Source organism: Oscillospiraceae bacterium MB24-C1 (assembly GCA_030913685.1).
Classification (GTDB): domain Bacteria; phylum Bacillota; class Clostridia; order Oscillospirales; family Ruminococcaceae; genus Yanshouia.
Genome location: CP133187.1, coordinates 1348764 through 1365409, shown reverse-complemented (window position 1 = coordinate 1365409; position 16646 = coordinate 1348764). Strand labels below are relative to the sequence as shown.

The 16646-nt window shown below is 51.4% G+C and carries 14 protein-coding genes; 6 read left to right on the top strand and 8 right to left on the bottom strand.

The window, feature by feature from the left end; all coding sequences use genetic code 11:
* Positions 1 to 69: 69 nt before the first annotated feature.
* From RBH76_06570 to RBH76_06555, 4 genes are read left to right on the top strand one after another with little or no spacing between them, the layout of a single operon-like run.
* Positions 70 to 438 (top strand): GntR family transcriptional regulator, encoded by a 369-nt coding sequence (locus RBH76_06570; GenBank protein WMJ85076.1) that lies wholly within the window; start codon positions 70 to 72, stop codon positions 436 to 438.
* The gene (locus tag RBH76_06565) at positions 438 to 1337 is read left to right on the top strand and encodes an ABC transporter ATP-binding protein (GenBank protein WMJ85075.1); all 900 of its coding nucleotides are present in this window, start codon (positions 438 to 440) and stop codon (positions 1335 to 1337) included. The genes RBH76_06570 and RBH76_06565 overlap by 1 nt, the downstream gene beginning before the upstream one ends.
* The gene (locus RBH76_06560) at positions 1312 to 3612 is read left to right on the top strand and encodes a hypothetical protein (protein WMJ85074.1); all 2301 of its coding nucleotides are present in this window, start codon (positions 1312 to 1314) and stop codon (positions 3610 to 3612) included. Before RBH76_06565 ends, RBH76_06560 begins: the two co-directional genes overlap by 26 nt.
* Before the next feature lie 46 nt (positions 3613 to 3658).
* Positions 3659 to 4129 carry a hypothetical protein gene (locus tag RBH76_06555; GenBank protein ID WMJ85073.1) on the top strand — a complete coding sequence of 157 codons (471 nt, stop codon included), beginning with the start codon at positions 3659 to 3661 and terminating at the stop codon, positions 4127 to 4129.
* A gap of 197 nt (positions 4130 to 4326) precedes the next feature.
* Here the strand turns inward: RBH76_06555 and cls are convergent, their stop codons facing one another.
* Positions 4327 to 5859, bottom strand: a complete 1533-nt coding sequence (cls, locus tag RBH76_06550) for a cardiolipin synthase (GenBank protein ID WMJ85072.1) — start codon at positions 5857 to 5859, stop codon at positions 4327 to 4329.
* A 101-nt stretch (positions 5860 to 5960) separates the two neighbouring features.
* On the opposite strand from cls, the gene RBH76_06545 reads away from it, so the two are divergent.
* Positions 5961 to 6620 carry an HD domain-containing protein gene (locus tag RBH76_06545; GenBank protein ID WMJ85071.1) on the top strand — a complete coding sequence of 220 codons (660 nt, stop codon included), beginning with the start codon at positions 5961 to 5963 and terminating at the stop codon, positions 6618 to 6620.
* Positions 6621 to 6891: 271 nt separating this feature from the next.
* On the opposite strand, the gene RBH76_06540 is transcribed toward RBH76_06545, so the two are convergent.
* From RBH76_06540 to RBH76_06510, 7 genes are all read right to left on the bottom strand, one after another.
* On the bottom strand, positions 6892 to 7614 hold the full coding sequence (locus RBH76_06540; protein ID WMJ85070.1) for a 3H domain-containing protein: 723 nt from the start codon (positions 7612 to 7614) through the stop codon (positions 6892 to 6894).
* The gene (locus RBH76_06535) at positions 7615 to 8574 is read right to left on the bottom strand and encodes a ComEC/Rec2 family competence protein (protein ID WMJ85069.1); all 960 of its coding nucleotides are present in this window, start codon (positions 8572 to 8574) and stop codon (positions 7615 to 7617) included.
* Positions 8571 to 10478, bottom strand: coding sequence for a YgiQ family radical SAM protein (locus RBH76_06530; GenBank protein WMJ85068.1), 1908 nt, complete (start codon positions 10476 to 10478; stop codon positions 8571 to 8573). Before RBH76_06530 ends, RBH76_06535 begins: the two co-directional genes overlap by 4 nt.
* An 11-nt stretch (positions 10479 to 10489) precedes the next feature.
* The gene (locus RBH76_06525) at positions 10490 to 12982 is read right to left on the bottom strand and encodes a DNA translocase FtsK (GenBank protein WMJ85067.1); all 2493 of its coding nucleotides are present in this window, start codon (positions 12980 to 12982) and stop codon (positions 10490 to 10492) included.
* 32 nt (positions 12983 to 13014) lie between these two features.
* Positions 13015 to 13893, bottom strand: a complete 879-nt coding sequence (locus tag RBH76_06520; protein WMJ85066.1) for an undecaprenyl-diphosphate phosphatase — start codon at positions 13891 to 13893, stop codon at positions 13015 to 13017.
* 89 nt (positions 13894 to 13982) lie between these two features.
* On the bottom strand, positions 13983 to 14672 hold the full coding sequence (locus tag RBH76_06515; protein WMJ85213.1) for an ATP-dependent Clp protease proteolytic subunit: 690 nt from the start codon (positions 14670 to 14672) through the stop codon (positions 13983 to 13985).
* 457 nt (positions 14673 to 15129) lie between these two features.
* The gene (locus RBH76_06510) at positions 15130 to 15621 is read right to left on the bottom strand and encodes a dCMP deaminase family protein (protein ID WMJ85065.1); all 492 of its coding nucleotides are present in this window, start codon (positions 15619 to 15621) and stop codon (positions 15130 to 15132) included.
* A 153-nt stretch (positions 15622 to 15774) separates the two neighbouring features.
* On the opposite strand from RBH76_06510, the gene rsmA reads away from it, so the two are divergent.
* Positions 15775 to 16638: a 16S rRNA (adenine(1518)-N(6)/adenine(1519)-N(6))-dimethyltransferase RsmA gene (gene rsmA / locus RBH76_06505; GenBank protein WMJ85064.1), complete on the top strand. Its 864-nt coding sequence runs from the start codon at positions 15775 to 15777 to the stop codon at positions 16636 to 16638.
* Positions 16639 to 16646: the final 8 nt, after the last annotated feature.

Below are 16646 nucleotides of genomic sequence, written 5' to 3'. Positions count from 1 at the left end.
GCTGTACTATGATAACTAGTACACATAAAACTTCGCGTAATGCTTAACCCCAAGAAAAGGAGGCAAGCCATGTTTTCGATAGATACCCGTAGTAGAGTACCGATATACGAACAGATTGTCCAAAATATTATCAGCCTTATTAGCAAAGGCGTTTTGGCTGGCGATGATCAGTTGCCAAGCGTGCGCAGTCTGGCGCGGGATATCGGAATCAACCCCAATACCGTGCAAAAGGCTTATCAGGAGCTGGAGCTTCGTGGATTAATTTATCAGGCCGCAGGGCGCGGCAGCTTTATTTGTCCCGGTGAGAATCTGACAAAAGCCGTTTTAGAACAGCATTTGAAAGCAATTGAAGAACCGATGCGTGCTGCCAGAAAGGCTGGGGTTTCTAAAGAGGCGGTCATTAAGCTGACCGGCGAAATTTACAAGGAGGAAATCTGATGATTAAGATCGAGAATGTCACCAAACGATTTGAGAGCAGCACCGCGCTCGATCAGGTCAGCTTTGAGATTCAAAAAAGTTGTATTTACGGTTTGGTTGGCACCAATGGCTCAGGTAAATCGACATTACTGCGCTTGATAGCGGGGGTTTATTCGCCCGACGGTGGCAGTGTGGATATTGACGGAGAGGCTGCATTTGAAAATCCTGAAAAAAAGCAGCAGGTGTTTTTCGTTTCAGACGACCTGTATTTTCACCCGCAGGCCACGCTGCAAGATATGGCGGATTTTTACCGCGCTGCCTATCATCGTTGGGATGAAAAGCGCTATCATAAGCTGTGCGAGTTGTTTCCAATCGGCACCCGGCGCAAGCTTTCAAATTTCTCAAAGGGTATGCGTCGTCAGGCGGCGTTAATTTTGGCCCTTTCCTGCGCGCCGGATTATCTGCTGCTCGACGAGGCGTTTGACGGGCTGGACCCGGTTATTCGCCATGCAGTACGCAGGATTATCTCCGACATGCTTTCGGAATATGAAATGACCGTGGTTATCTCGTCGCACAACCTACGCGAGCTGGAGGATTTTTGTGACCGCGTCGGGCTGTTGCACCACGGTTCGCTCAAACTGGAGTGCGCGATCGACCATATTCAACTCGGCTTTTGCAAGGTGCAGGCGGTGTTTAAGCCGATGCCAGAAAATTTGGAACTTGAAGGCGTATCGGTTATCTCCAAAGAGGTTCGTGGTAGCGTAGCGACCCTGGTGTGCGCTGCAGGCGAAAGAGAAGCGCTCGCCGCCGTCTCAAAACTTAACCCCATCCTGTGCGAGGCGGTCAGCCTGACGCTCGAAGAGGTATTTATCTATGAAATGGAGGCGGTCGGATATGACTACAGCAAAATCATCTTTTAATGTGGCCCGATTTTTGCCGGTTTATAAAAACCTTCTGCGCCGCAACCGCGGCAGTGCCCTTTTTTATGGCGTACTGGGCTTTTTGTTCTTTAGCTTGCAATATCTTTTAAGCTATTTGGAGTACATCCGCCACCCATATCCGGCAGATACAGTGCGAATCTTTGAACTGATTGGCCCTGCTAACATATACAACGGTTTTGCCGTGGTGTTTTTCACAAGCATGTCGCTGATCGTGCCGGTTGTTATGGCGACGAATCTGTTCGGTTATATGCAAAATAAGCGCTCAGTGGATGTCTATCATGCGCTGCCGCTGACGAGAAGCGAGTTATATCTTGCTACTTCAGCGGCGGGAATTACCTTGATATGGATTCCTCTGATAATAAATTTTCTGTTTGTCTCGGTCTGTGCGCTTTTGGTGGGTGGACAGAATTTTGGCATGATATTTTTAGAACTGCTTTGCTGGATGGTTATTACCTTTGTCATATTCGCGCTGACTGCATTTTCGGCGGTCAATGTGGGAACTACGTTTGATACAGCCATCTTTTCGCTGGGGCTCAACGCCTCGCTGGCTGCGGTGTATTTGACGGTTATCACAATCGGCAGTGCTTTTTTGTACGGCTTTAACGATATTGACAGTGGTATGCAAGTGGCTTATCGTCTTTCTCCGGTTTCGCTTATGCTCGGTCGACAGGCGCTGGACGGGGTCAACTCGGCTAAAATGTTAAGGGATAACAATATCGCCATCGCACTTTGGTTGCTTGCAGGTATTGTCGTGTTTTTCATTGGTTTATTCGTTTATAAAAGACGTCGCTCTGAGCAAGCGGAGTCAGTTGGCAACTTAGGCCCGCTGCAGATATTTTTGCGCAGTGTCGGTACGCTGGTGGGCGGTGCATTGCTGGGTGCAGTGTTCTGTGGCGTGTTTGGCTTTGATACCTCCAAGACGGTGTTTCTTATCTCGGCTGCTTTCGGCGCGATGATTACCTATTTTATTGGAGATGTCATTTTAACTAGAACGGTACGTTCAATTCCCCGCGCGCTGCCTGCGGCTCTGGCTACTACACTGGGCGTCTGCCTGCTGGTGGGTGGCGTTATGTTTGGCGGATTCGGCTATGAGACCCGTGTGCCGTCCATCGATTCGGTAGCGTCAGTGGCACTTGAAGATTATAATGCACGCTATAGCAACGAACCCTCGCTACATGAGGGTTACGCCAGAACCTATCTCATCAGCGAGCCCAAGTCAATTGAGCTACTTCTCAAAACACATCAGATGCAGGTACAAAGCTATCTTGCCAGCAACAAGGATATAGATGCGAACAACTATGACGGTTCGCTGCGCCTTACCTACACGCTGAAAAACGGCCAAACCCTGTCGCGCCGGTATTATGGCCTTTATCCCGACGCGCGGGCGACGCTGCTGGAGCTCGAGGTACAGCCCGAATTGATTCGGCAGACCCATGCGTCCTTTAAGGCGACGGCGGATATGCTTTCATCGGTTACGGTTGTCAACGCGCTGGGCAACGATAGCAAGACACTGATTCTCACCGCGGAGCAGAAGCAACAGCTTTTGGAGGCTGTGCGTACCGATCTCCTGAGTCAGCCTATCAAAGAGTTCCAGGAGGGTACTCAGGCGCTGGGTTATCTCAACATGGAATATCAGTATATTCCAAAGGATAGAGAGGTCGTCACCAACCAGTATGCCATGGGCATGGCGGTTTCTGAGAGTGAATCGGTTAAAACGCTCCACGATCAAGAATATTCTGTCGCAACCAGCGAAGTGCTGATTACTGAAAGCTTCAAAAACACCCGCAGACTGCTCGAACAGTTCGGTGCTGGCGAACAGTTGAAAAATGATTTTTCAAAGGTTGAAAAAGCTTACGTTGGCGTTCTTGGTTATCGCTTCGGTTCGCGGGGCTCAGTTATTAATCAGACGACCCAGGATTGGCGTATAGAACTCCATGATACGATTTTCCATAGCTATTATGACAAGGCGTATATTGATGAGGATGGCGAAAAGTCCAAGTCCTTTGTCGAGATTGATTTGGCGCAGCTTACCGCTATCCGCAAAGATCTGACCAATATATATGCAAATGATGGTGCACCCTATGTTGTCGTCGGCATTGCGGGCGAGCAAGCGGGGGAAGAAGTGATCATTGGTTACTATTATATGCCGCTCGAAGAACTGTCGGAGCAGATGAAATATAAGGTGTGCCAAAGCGCCCTGAATGATTATGACAGGGAATATTTGGCCAATATGGGCTACGATTACTTCGATTAATGCGCCATAGAAGCCACATGAATCTCCGCCATAGAGGAGGGAAAGTATGCTGCAATCGGTAAGAATGAGCAAGTTGGAATATGCACACCGCTATGATGATATCGCGGATTCGCTTTATAGGTTGGCGCTCTATTTGCTTGGGGACGCGGCCGATGCCCGTTATGCTATGGCGGAAGTCTTTGTCGAAGGATATACCACCTACGCGGGGAAAAGCTTTGAACAGCGGATGCTCGCCGTGCTGTGGCAGGTGATCAAAGACTGTGAACCGGTCTGCGGCGAGGCCTACAGCCGCAATCTGCTGGAAGCAGTAACGCTGTCCCCCGAGGAAGCCGATAGCGCGCGCTTGTTTGAAATGCTAGGAGAAATGCCACTTTTAGAGCGGGCGGTGCTTTTGCTATCGGTATTACAGCGTCAGCCGACCGAAACAATAGCTTGGCTGCTTGAGCTCCCGCAGGGAGAGGTAAGCCGGGTGCTAAAACAGCTTTGTGATAAAGTTCGCCGCACCATGGCGGCATAACGAAAACGCAGTCTCCCGTCCACGGTGGGCGAGAGGCTGCGTTTTGTTGTACGGGGGAAACATTTGAATTTTGTTTTGTAAGAATAATATATTGCGTCAAAGCAATGACAGCCGCTCTGTTTTGACGTGAATGATGGGGTGGTTAAGTGAAAAAGAGGTTGTCATAACACTGTAAATGGCGACTTTTATTTTGTCAGCTAAAAAAGCGGGGCAAAAGGGCGCAATACAACAGCCATGATGCGCTGCCAGAGCGGAAATCGAAGGGTATCGCCAAAGGTAATTTCGCGGCAGCATGCCAATGTATTTTTAACGTCGTCCAAAATGCTCTTGATGGCCGAACTGCCATAAAGGCAAACCGCACACTCAAAATGCAGGTAGAAACTTCGAAAATCGAGGTTGGTTGTGCCGACCATAGCGGTGATGTCGTCGCTGACCAGCTGTTTTGCGTGGATAAAACCGGGCTGATATTCAAAAACGCGCACGCCACACCGCAGAAGCGCCGCATAATAACTGCGCGAAATGATGTGAACATACCACTTGTCGGGTACGGCCGGTGTAATGATGCGCACATCAACCCCTGAAAGCGCGGCGGTACCCAGCGCTGAGATCATCTCATGCCCCAATACAAGATAGGGTGTTGTAATATAAATATATTTGGTGGCGCGTGCAATGGTCTTGAGACAAAAGGCCTCGGCGACATAGAGGTTATCCAATGGGCTGTCCCCAAAGGCCTGTATAAAACCGTCACTTTGGCAGGTGACAGTGGGAACAAAGGATGAGAAATCATCGGGCTGCTCGTCGTTTGAAAATCCCCAAAGCCCTAAAAATAACAGTGTCAGGTTCCAAACGCCATGGCCTTTTAATAATACGCCGGAGTCCTTCCAGTGGGCGCAGCGGGGCAGCCGATTAATATATTCGTCGGCGAGGTTGGCGCCCCCGCAAAAGCCAATATTGCCATCGATGATGCAAAGCTTGCGATGATCGCGGTAGTTCATCGCGGCGTTGATGTGCACGCGACAGGGGTTGAATACCGTTACTTCAATACCTTTTTCGCGCAATGTTTTTTCAAAATGTCGTGGCAGTCGGCTGATAGTACCCACATCGTCATACATCAGTCGCACCAATACGCCTGCGCGGGCCTTTTTTTCTAATATGCTAAGCACACGGTCCCAAAGTAGGCCGGGCGCTATAATAAAATATTCCAAAAATATAAATTTTTCTGCTGTTTCCAGCTCGTGACACATGCGGTCGAACAAGGCGTTTCCGGAAGGAAAAAACTCACAAACGGTGTTTTGCCAAGCAGCAAATCCGGTGCAATTTTTAAGATAAACACTCTGTGAAGCGAGATGTTTATCCAGCGTGACAAGTGGCGCTTCACTGCCGGAATCCATACAAACCGGAGAGAGGCTTTGCTGATAAAAGCTGACTATCCGTCGTTTTAAACGCCGGGGTAGGCGCTTGTTCCCTGCTAAAAGGTATATCATACCGCCTAAAATGGGAACCATGAGTATCAGAACCACCCATGCCAGCTTATAATAAGGGTTGTCGTGTTTTGAGACAATGTAAAGAACCGCAACCATGCTCATTGCATGCAGCAGCAGTGCCAAAAATGGCGAGCGTCGCGCCAACAACCAGACGGCGCAGAAAAACAGCGCAGCCTCCAACAGGACGAAGGCTGGCAGCAGCACAGCGCGGCAGCATAACAGACGCATCAATCGTGGCGGCTTCATAATTGCTCCTTACAAATACATGATTGCAAATCTAACATCAACGCAGTATACTAAAAACTGTATAAATAAGAGAATGAAGAAAAATAAAGGGAGAGACCCGAATGGTAACCTATGGAGAAGTTTCGAACAGTGAAGAAGTTAAGGCGTACATCCGCCAAGCCGATGCATCGCTTATAAGCATGGGCTTTACTGAGCACAGCTTTGCGCATGTGGTGCGTACTGCCACCGTGACGCAGAACATACTAACCGACTTGGGGTATGACACGCGTACCATCGAGTTGGCTAAAATTGCAGCATTTATGCACGATATCGGAAATGTGATAAACCGCATCGACCACGCGCAGTCCGGCGCGGTGATGGCCTTTCGCATTCTCGATAAGATGGGCATGGATCCTGTTGAGGTGGCGCAAGTGGTATCGGCTATTGGCAACCACGACGAGCACACCGCTCACCCGGTAAACGCCTTGGCTGCGGCGCTGATTCTCGCGGACAAAAGCGACGTGCGCCGTTCGCGCGTGCGTAACCGCGATATCGCCAGCTTTGATATTCATGACAGGGTGAATTACTCAGTGGAGCAGTCGTCCCTTAAAATTGACAAGCAGGCGCGGACCATTACACTGGTGCTGACCATCGACTCAAAGGTGAGCACATTGGCGGACTATTTTGAGATTTTCTTGGAGCGTATGCTGCTTTGCCGCAAGGCGGCCAAGTTTTTTGATTTTCACTTCCATCTGTGTATCAATGGCGTCGCCATGATGTAACATACCATGTCTTACTGTATCCAGATAACAGGGGGCTATTCTGCCAACACAATATGTCGGCAGCAGTTTTTTATTTGCACCTTATGGCGTCTAGCGATACAAAACAGCCGGCATCTGGCCCACAAGGGGCAGCATGTCGGCTGTTATTATTTTATGCAGCGAAGCGCGTTTAATTAACCGCTTTCTTCTATTATTACGACTTTAAAGGCGCGTATGACGCTAAACGCCATCGAGCCTATCTTTTTAGGAACACAGATGTTGTGTCCGATCATTATTCCGATACCAAAATTCCAGCCTTTTTCAGTGCGGCCAGGATACGTTCAAAGCAGGCGCGATCAGGGCAGCGTAGTGTGTGCAGGTGAATGCCTCCGGTGAGCTGCGAGAGTGGTGAAGCTTCTGATGCGGTGAGTGCTTTGGCAAAGCGGTCAGCTTCAAAGCGCGAGCTGACCTGCAGCTGGCCGGTGAGCTGGCCGTAGATGGGGTGTTCCACAATCACGTCCCGCACCGTTGCACCCTGATCTACTACAATATACAGCTCCTGCAAAAGCTGCTCGACATTCTCGTGACGGCAGGCGACAGTATAGTCCTGTGTCGCATTGTCCGCAGCAGGCTCCATCAGGTAACCGCGCGGGGTTGCCACAACCGGCTCGCCCGAGGCGCGCAGAAGCGCAATATCCCCGACGATGATCTGGCGGCTGACATGAAACTTATCTGCCAGCACCGAGGCGCTGATCGGTTCAGTCGCCTGCGCCAACAGTTTTGTAACGGCGCTGCGGCGTGAATTGGCACCCAAACGAGAGAGCCGCTCAGAAACGGCTTTACGCCTACGGGCAGTATCCTGTGTATCCAACTCATAGCCGTTTGTGGTTTGGCGGAGGATATCTCCCTCGCCGGCACCTCTGGGCAGCGCTGAAAGGGGAATATGGTGCTGTTGCTGCTGCTCGTCGACACAGACGGCTATATTGCCTTCAATTCGGTCAATGGATAATGCCATTTACGCTGCCTCCCTTGCGTTGATTGCATCGTTTATGTTGTCTGCAGTAATCCATATGGTTCTACCGTCGGTTGAAAAGGTTACGGTACTGTTGAAGTCAGTACGATAAACTGCCCCAAAGGCTGAAATACGGGCCAGTGCCTTCTGGTTCGGCAAATTATAAGCATTATCACGTCCGCAGGAGATGACGCTGGCTGCCGGGCTGACTGCATTTAAGAAGTCCTGTTTATTCGAGGTGTTGCTACCGTGGTGTCCCGCTACAAAAATATCGGTCGAAACCGGTGCGTTGTTCTCAAGCAACAGTTGTTCCACCGCTGTTTCGCCGTCGCCGGTTATCAGAAAAGAAGCGTCGCCCGCGTCAATGCGAAGGCACAAAGAAGTATCGTTAAGATTATCAGGATCCGGTACAAAAGCGTCAAGCAGCTCAAGCGAAATGTCATCGCCCAGTGTCTCGACGCGCGGAGACACAGCCTGCACGACATCACAGCCATTTGTTTCGAGTGCATCTAAAAAGCGCTCAAAAGTGCTGTTGGTGGGCACCAAATTATCAGCAACGGCGGGCATCCATAGGGAGTCGACTTTGTAATTTTCCAGCACCGCAATCAGGCCGCCATAGTGGTCAGTGTGCGGGTGGGTTATGACCAGAAGATCCAGCTGGGTGATGCCCGCTGCATCCAATGCGTCACACACCGCCTGAGAGGCCGAGCGTTCACCTCCATCGATGAGTACAGCGTGGACGCCATCCTCGCCTTCGGTGCGCAGCAGCAGACTGCTGCCTTGGCCGACGTCCAAAACCTGTACCTCGGCAATAACATTTTCTGCGAGTGTAGGAACAACCTCCTGCGAGGGCTTATATTCGGTTGTGTACCACGAAACGGCGCTGACAATGGCGATGATCAAAATTGCCAGCGGAGAGATATGCTGCCGCTTGCGCCGTTTATAAGATTTTATTTGCTTCATCGTCTGCCTCCTGGCTTTGTGCTGGTGGAGCGCCGCGAAGGTTTGCCGCGGCTACCCCGATTCTGCCTGTTCTGCTGCGTCAGCCGCTTTTCCGTCAGCTTTTGCTGGTATTGCCGGTCGGGGGAGACAAGGCAGTCCGGCCCGGTTCCGATGAGATCGGTGCGGTGGATTTCCTCAAGCGCCTCTATAACTATCCGGCGGTTTTCTGGCTTAAAATATTGCAGCAGCGCACGCTGGCGTTGTTTTTCGCGATCGGTCTTAGGTACATAGATATCCTTGCCGGTCAGCGGGTCAACGCCGGTGTAAAACATGCAGGTAGAAATGGTGCCCGGTGTGGGGTAAAAATCTTGCACCTGTTCTGGGCGCATGCGGTTTTTCTTTAAAAAAAGTGATAGCGCCACCGCGTCGCGGATGGTGCTGCCGGGGTGGGAGCTCATGAGGTAGGGAACGAGGTACTGCTCTTTACCAGCTTGCTTGGTGCATTGATAGAATTTTTTAACAAACCGCTCGTAGACCTCGACATGCGGCTTGCCCATTGCATCTAGTACCGCATCGCTACAATGTTCGGGCGCAACCTTCAGCTGTCCGCTGACATGGTTAGCGACTAGCTCTTTTAAAAACGTGTCGTCCTTGTCCAGCATGATATAGTCAAAGCGCAGCCCTGAGCGTACAAACACCTTTTTGACACCCTTAATCGCCCGTAGTCGGCGCAGCAACTCAAGATATTCGCTGTGGTCGACCTTTACTGCGGGGCAGGCGGGGTTGCCCAAACATTTTTTATCCTTGCAAAGACCCTTTGTCTCCTGCTTTTTGCAGGACGGATAGCGAAAATTCGCGGTGGGGCCACCGACATCGTGGATATAGCCCTTAAAACGCGGATTGCTAACAAAGCTCTCGGCCTCTTCAAGCACCGAATCGATGCTGCGTGACACGATCTGCCGTCCTTGATGTACGGCGATGGAGCAGAAATTACAGTGGCCATAGCAGCCACGGTTGTGCATAATCGAAAATTCGACCTCTTCGATCGCCTTGACACCACCGAGCGCCTCATAGCTGGGGTGGTATGCTCTGGCAAACGGCATGGTGAATACGGCGTCTAGCTCCTCGCGTGTTAAAAGCGGCATTGGTGGATTTTGCAACACATAGCGGTCACCATGCTTTTGTAGCACTGGGCGGCCGGTCACAGCATCCTGTTCATCGAGCCAAAGCTTAAAAGCGCGCACATAGGCGGCTTTATCGCTCGCCACCTTTTCAAACGAGGGGCAGCTCACCGTACCGTTTGGAATCTGTTCAGGCGTGATATAGCAGACGGTTCCGCGAATATCGGTTAGCGCCGAGACCGGCTCACCCGCGGCCAGCCTTGCGGCGATTATTTCGGTTTGGTGTTCACCCATGCCGTAGGAGACCATATCCGCACCCGAATCGACAAGGATCGACGGCATAACGCAATCCGCCCAGTAGTCATAGTGGGCAAAGCGGCGCAGTGAAGCTTCAATTCCGCCAAGTATAACCGGGCAGTCGGGGTAGGCAGCCTTGGCTGCACGCGAATAGACCGTCGCGGCGCGATCAGGCCGACGGTTTTGCGCATTGGTCGGGGAATAAGCGTCTTGTGTGCGGCGGCGCTTAGCAACCGTGTAATTTGACACCATTGAGTCGATGTTCCCCGCTGTGATCATAAAGGCATATTTCGGTCTACCGAAACGCTTGAAGGCGTCGGGGTCACTCAAATTGGGCTGTGATAAAATCACGACCCGATAGCCCAGACGCTCAAGCAGCCGTGAGATAATCGCAATGCCAAAACTGGGGTGGTCGACATAAGCGTCACCGGTGACGCAGACAAAATCCGCCTGCTGCCAGCCACGCGTGTACATTTCTTCAACTGTAATGGGGAGAAAACGGTTCATGTAATCCTCTTTTATTCGCCGGTTTTAGCCATCCGGTTTAATTTCATTTCGACCCAGCGTTCCTTTGAGATGAGTACCGCACGGGGTTTAGAACCCTCATAGGGACCGATGATGCCCCGGCTTTCCATCTCGTCGACAATACGAGCTGCACGTGCATAACCCAATTTTAGCCTGCGCTGCAACAGCGAGGTAGAAGCCATACCCGCCTCAATGACGCACTCAATTGCGGGGGCGAGCATTTCATCTTCGTCGCCGCCGCTATCAGAGGAGGCACCGGATGCATTACCTTTTCCGACAGGGGTATGCTTGTCTATTTCCTCCAGAACCTGATTGTCGTATTGCGGCGTAATCGCGCTGTTGATATAGGTGACGACACGCTCAATTTCCTCGTCAGAGACAAAGCAGCCCTGAACACGGGTGGGCTTTGCAGAACCGACCGGTGAAAATAGCATGTCGCCCATGCCCAAAAGCTTTTCTGCGCCGCCCATGTCGAGAATGGTACGCGAGTCAATCTGAGACGACACCGCAAACGCGATGCGCGAGGGAATATTCGCCTTGATGACGCCGGTAATAACGTCTACTGACGGACGCTGTGTCGCGATGATCAGGTGCATACCGGCAGCGCGTGCCATCTGCGCAAGGCGGCAGATGGAATCCTCCACCTCGGATGGGGCGGCCATCATCAGGTCGGCAAGCTCGTCCACCACGATAATGTAATGCGGTAGCTTTGAAAGCTTGGGTGCCGGTGGTTCATCCTCTGCCGGGGGCGTGGGGTTTGCCGCTGCATTTTCGACAAAACGGTTAAATGATTCAATATCGCGAACGTTGTGCGCAGCAAACATCTTATAGCGGTTGAGCATCTCGGCAACAGCCCAGCCGAGCGCGCCTGCGGCCTTTTTCGGGTCGGTGACGACGGGGATAACCAGATGCGGCAGACCGTTATAAACGCCTAGCTCGACGACCTTGGGGTCGATTAGAAGTAGCTTGACCTCGTCGGGTTTGGCCTTGAACAGAATGCTCATGATGATAGAATTGATGCAGACCGACTTACCGGAACCGGTGGCACCCGCGATGAGCAGATGTGGCATCTTCGCGATGTTCGCCAGCATCAGGTTACCGGAAATATCACGCCCGAGCGCAACTGTAACCTTGCTTTTTGCGTCGGCAAATTCCGGTGAATCAACCACCTCGCGCAGTGTCACAGGTGTAACCTTGCGGTTGGGCACCTCAATGCCTACGGCTGCCTTATTAGGAATGGGTGCTTCGATGCGCACACCCGCCGAAGCGAGGTTTAGCGCGATATCGTCGGCCAGATTAGTAATTTTAGAAATCTTAACGCCAGCGGAGGGCTGTAGTTCATAGCGGGTGACGGCTGGCCCGCGCGAGATATCGATGATACGGGTCTGCACCCCGAAGGATTGCAGTGTATCCACAAGACGCTGTGCGTTTTGACGCAGTTCATCGGCGGTGACCTCACCCGCAGCAGCTAAAGCGGGTTCACGCAACAGCGTGAGCGGGGGCAGTAGATATACGGGCGGCTCAACCGGCTCAGGCGGCGGCGCGGGCGGTTCGGGGGCAGAGGCTTCTTCAACGGCCTTTTGCGCCTTGTGTGCCTGCACCTTAGCCACACGATTGATAATATCTTCGATAATGAGCTGTTGGCCTTCCTCGTCGGGGACCACGGGGGCGACGGGGTCACCATTCGGGGTGACAGGATGATCCTCAGATATCGGCATGTCGGCGGTCGCAGTGTCTAGAAGCTTTTGCTTGGCGCGCAATAACTCGGACGAGACGCCCTCCTCTGCAACCGGCTTCTTACGTCGCCTTGACGCGGGGGCGGGGTCGTCGAGCGGAATGTCGATGACGGGCTTTTCAGCCAAGGTGCTGTTGCCACCGATAGGTTGTGGTGCCGGCATGGCGTTAACCAGTTCGTGATAACCGTTAGAAAGCTTTTCCATCGGCTTTTTGGCCGAGCGCAAAATGCCTGCAATCGTCGATTTTGTAATGATCATCGTCAGTAAAAACAGTAACAGCGACACCGCAATGCGGTCGCCGGGTGCACCGAGCTGCATGAGTGGCAGTCCAAATAACACCGCAAAAATGCCGCCGCCGTGTAGTGCCTGACCATCGACATAAAGCTGACGGATAACGGCTCCCACCGTTTGGCCCTCCGGCTTTCCGGCGAGAAAAATTTGAAAAGCCGCCGAAATTAAGCAGAGCAGCACCGCGGTTAGTGTGGCGCGGATCGGTAGATCATCCGAAAGCTTATCAAAGGAGGACATTACCGATATGTACAGGAATACTGGGCCGATGAAGAAGGCCGACCAGCCGAAAAGGCCTAGTAGTACGTTGTGGGCCATCAACCAACCCTCGCTGCCGCGCACGAACGACAGGAACACGAACAGCAGGCCAAGGGTGAATAACACAACGGCAAGCAGCTGGTTCTGCGCATGCAACTGCGCTTTTGTTTTGCGTGGGGATTTCTTTTTGCGTTTGGCAGCCAAGGCGGCAACCTCCTTGTATTTTACTTAAAAAGTCATTTTAACATGGCGATAATGATGTTTTGCAGAGCGTGATTGGAAATGGCATCATAGATGCCGGCGCCAAGAACAAAGATGCCCAGCACGAGTGTATAATACCCAAACCAGCGCAGCTTGTGCGCGGCAACCAACCAACGTACCATACCGATGGCTAACAAGCCGAAAACGGTTGAGAAAACCAGACCAATTATAATCACCGAAGCGGGGAGATGAAGCCCCCCGCCAATGATCTCTTTTGCGTCAAGCAGCAGCGCTGCACAGACAGCCGGAATGCCCATAATAAAAGAAAAATTAACGGCAAAGCCACGTTCAAGTCCGAGCATCATGCCGGCAGAAAGGGTGGAGCCGGAACGCGAAATACCCGGTAGCGGTGCAAACGCCTGCACAACGCCAATGGTGGTTGCAGCGCGGTAGCTCATACCACGCGCGGTTGTGCGGCCGGTGCAATTATCAGCCATTAAAAGCAGTGCTGATGTCACCAGAAAACAGATACCCTCGACGAAGATGTTATTGTCTTGGGCAACGCCACGCAAAATATCTTTAAGCAACAACGTAATAAACAGCGGCAGCAGCGACACTACCAGCAGAAAGATCATCTTGCGCTGTGGATTCACCCTCTTAAAAGACAGCTTTCCATGGAACAGATCCCCAATCATGTTAAAAAACTCAAAGATCAGTTCCTTTATGGTACCCCAAAAGGCCACAAACACGGCAACCAAGGTACCGAAATGTAACACGAGCGAAAAAAGCGCGCCGCTTTCTCCGCTCTGACCGGTGAAATATTGGTACAACGCAAGATGGCCCGAGCTGGAAATAGGGAGAAACTCAGTTAGACCTTGAATAATCCCCTGAATAATTGCTTCTGTAATTGTCAAAATGAACGCCTCCGATAATTTAATGTCACAATTAAAGTGTAAAGAAAAAGGAGGGTTGTTGCAGTCATAACCCGTCGAGCGGGGAATATTTACCGGTTATTTTCCGGCGGAGGCGCCTGCTGCGCTTCAATGAGAGCATACAGGCATTCTATTGCATCGCTCAAGCCGCCCAGCTCGTCAATCAGGCCCTCGGCCACGGCTGAATCACCGTCTAAGGCCGTGCCCATATCCATGACCAGCTCGCCGGTATTCATCAGGTATTTGCGAAAGCTCTCCTCAGACATACGGGAATTTTCAACGACAAAATCAATAATACGGTCCTGCATACGCTGAAAATAAAAAAGCGTCTGAGGAACGCCAAGCACCATGCCATTCATGCGTACAGGATGGATGGTCATGGTGGCGCTGGGTACAATAAAAGAATGCTTGGCACTACATGCCAGCGGCACGCCGATGGAATGGCCGCCGCCCAGCACCAGTGAAACAGTGGGCTTTTTCATGCCGGAAATGAGTTCAGCCAGCGCCAAGCCTGCTTCAACGTCGCCGCCCACGGTGTTTAGAATGATAAGCAGACCTTCGATGCGTGGGTCTTGTTCAACCGCAACAAGTTGTGGAATGACATGTTCATATTTGGTGGTTTTGGTCTGGGGTGGGGCATCATAATGCCCCTCAATCTGGCCGATGATGGTCAGACAGTGGATGGCGTGTTTGCCGCTCATAGGTGTTATAGAGCCGGTTTGTTCAATCTGCTCAATTTGTTTATCCTGTGCTTCGTCCATCTGACGCTGTTCGTTTTCTTTTTCTACAGGCGCCTGATCTTTGGAATGTGCTTTATCTGGCATTTGGCATCCTCCCATCAAAATGTGGATGCCTTCATCTTTTCCGCAAATGCATAAGGATATTCAACACAGCGTGTGCAGAGGGAGCCAAAAAGAGAAATTATACCTTTTCTGGAGGATTGCCCCGCGATTTAGCAGCGAATCGTCAACATCATCATGTAACCGTCATACGTATAAAATACCAAAAGCGTAAGACGTGCAGCAGCGGCACTATTGTCCGCCGAAAGGTGGTGCCTACGCCAAAAAGCGGACGTTTGATGATATCAAGACAGTATAATAAATGCCCTATGGTTATTATACCATAAACCTGGATCAGTTTAACAGCGGAGCCCGAAAAAATCCGACTGCCTTCTCCGATGAAAAATGCAGATGCCCTTGAGGCACCTGCATCTGAAAATCAATAACCGAGCTTTAAGTCTAGGGTTTCATCGTCAAGCACCCACTGATCATACACCCGTATCACGCGGAATTCTTCCTTGCTTTCTCGGATGACAACCGTTGCGATTCCGGCGTTGATGATCATACGCTTGCACATGGCGCAGGAATTAGCGTTTTCGACATAGTTACCCGTTGCGACCTCCTTACCAACAAGGTAGAGCGTGGCATCAAGCATTTCAGAGCGAGGAGCATGAATAATGGCATTTGCCTCGGCATGTACCGAGCGGCACAGCTCATAACGCTCGCCGCGCGGAACTTTGAGTTCTTCACGCGCGCAATAGCCCAGATCCGAACAATTGTGGCGGCCACGGGGTGCACCGACATAACCGGTAGAAATAATCTGATCGTTGTTGACAATGATCGCACCAAAAAGCCGACGCAGACAAGTGCCACGTTCGGCAACCGTCTCGGCAATATCAAGGTAATAATTTATTTTATCGCGTCTGGTCATGCGCTTAACCTCCCAAAGCGTTTTTTATATCATAAAATAAAAGAGACCAAGTTGCAAGCGTTTACATCACTTTTAGTCGATGTATGGCAATACACATCGGTTATATGCTATACTGATAAGCATGAATTCTGAAAATTTAAAGGAGGGCTTGGCTTGGCGCTTACCGATAGGGCTTATCTGCGCAGCCTGCTTGAACGTTACGGTTTTACCTTTTCTAAAGCCATGGGACAAAATTTTTTAATCAACCCCTCTGTATGCCCTCGCATGGCGGAGCAAGGCGGAGCCGCCCCGGGCTGTGGCGTACTGGAAATAGGCCCCGGAGTGGGCGTGTTGACCGCCGAGCTGGCCCGACGTGCCGAAAAGGTGGTCTGCATCGAGCTGGACACTCGTTTGAAGCCAATTTTGGACGAGACGCTGGCCGAGTTTAACAATGTCGATATCATCATGGGCGATGTGATGGAGGTCGATCTTGAAAAGATCCTAACCGAGCGTTTTGGGGGTATGCCGGTCAGCGTGTGTGCCAACCTGCCTTATTACATCACTACACCGATTCTCATGCGGCTTTTAGAGGCGCGACTGCCGGTGGAATCAATCACCGTTATGGTGCAAAAGGAAGCAGCTGTGCGGCTTTGTGCCGCCCCCGGTGCGCGTGAGTGCGGGGCCATTTCCGCAGCCATTGCCTATTACAGCGAGCCAAAGCAGCTTTTTTCGGTTTCGGCGGGATCATTCATGCCGGCGCCAAACGTTGATTCGGCTGTGATTCGTTTAGATATCAGAAAGACGCCGCCCGTGCAACCGAGGGATGAGGCGTTTATGTTCACCGTGGTGCGCGGCGCCTTTTCACAGCGGCGCAAGACGGTTTGCAATGCGTTGAGTTCAGCATTAAACTTGCCTAAAGCGAAAGTGTCCGAGTGTCTGGCGCATTGTGCGCTCGATTTAAATGTCCGGGCTGAACGGCTGACGCTACCGCAGCTGGCTGCACTTTCCGACGCGCTACTGGCGCAAATAGCGCCTTAAAAAACAGG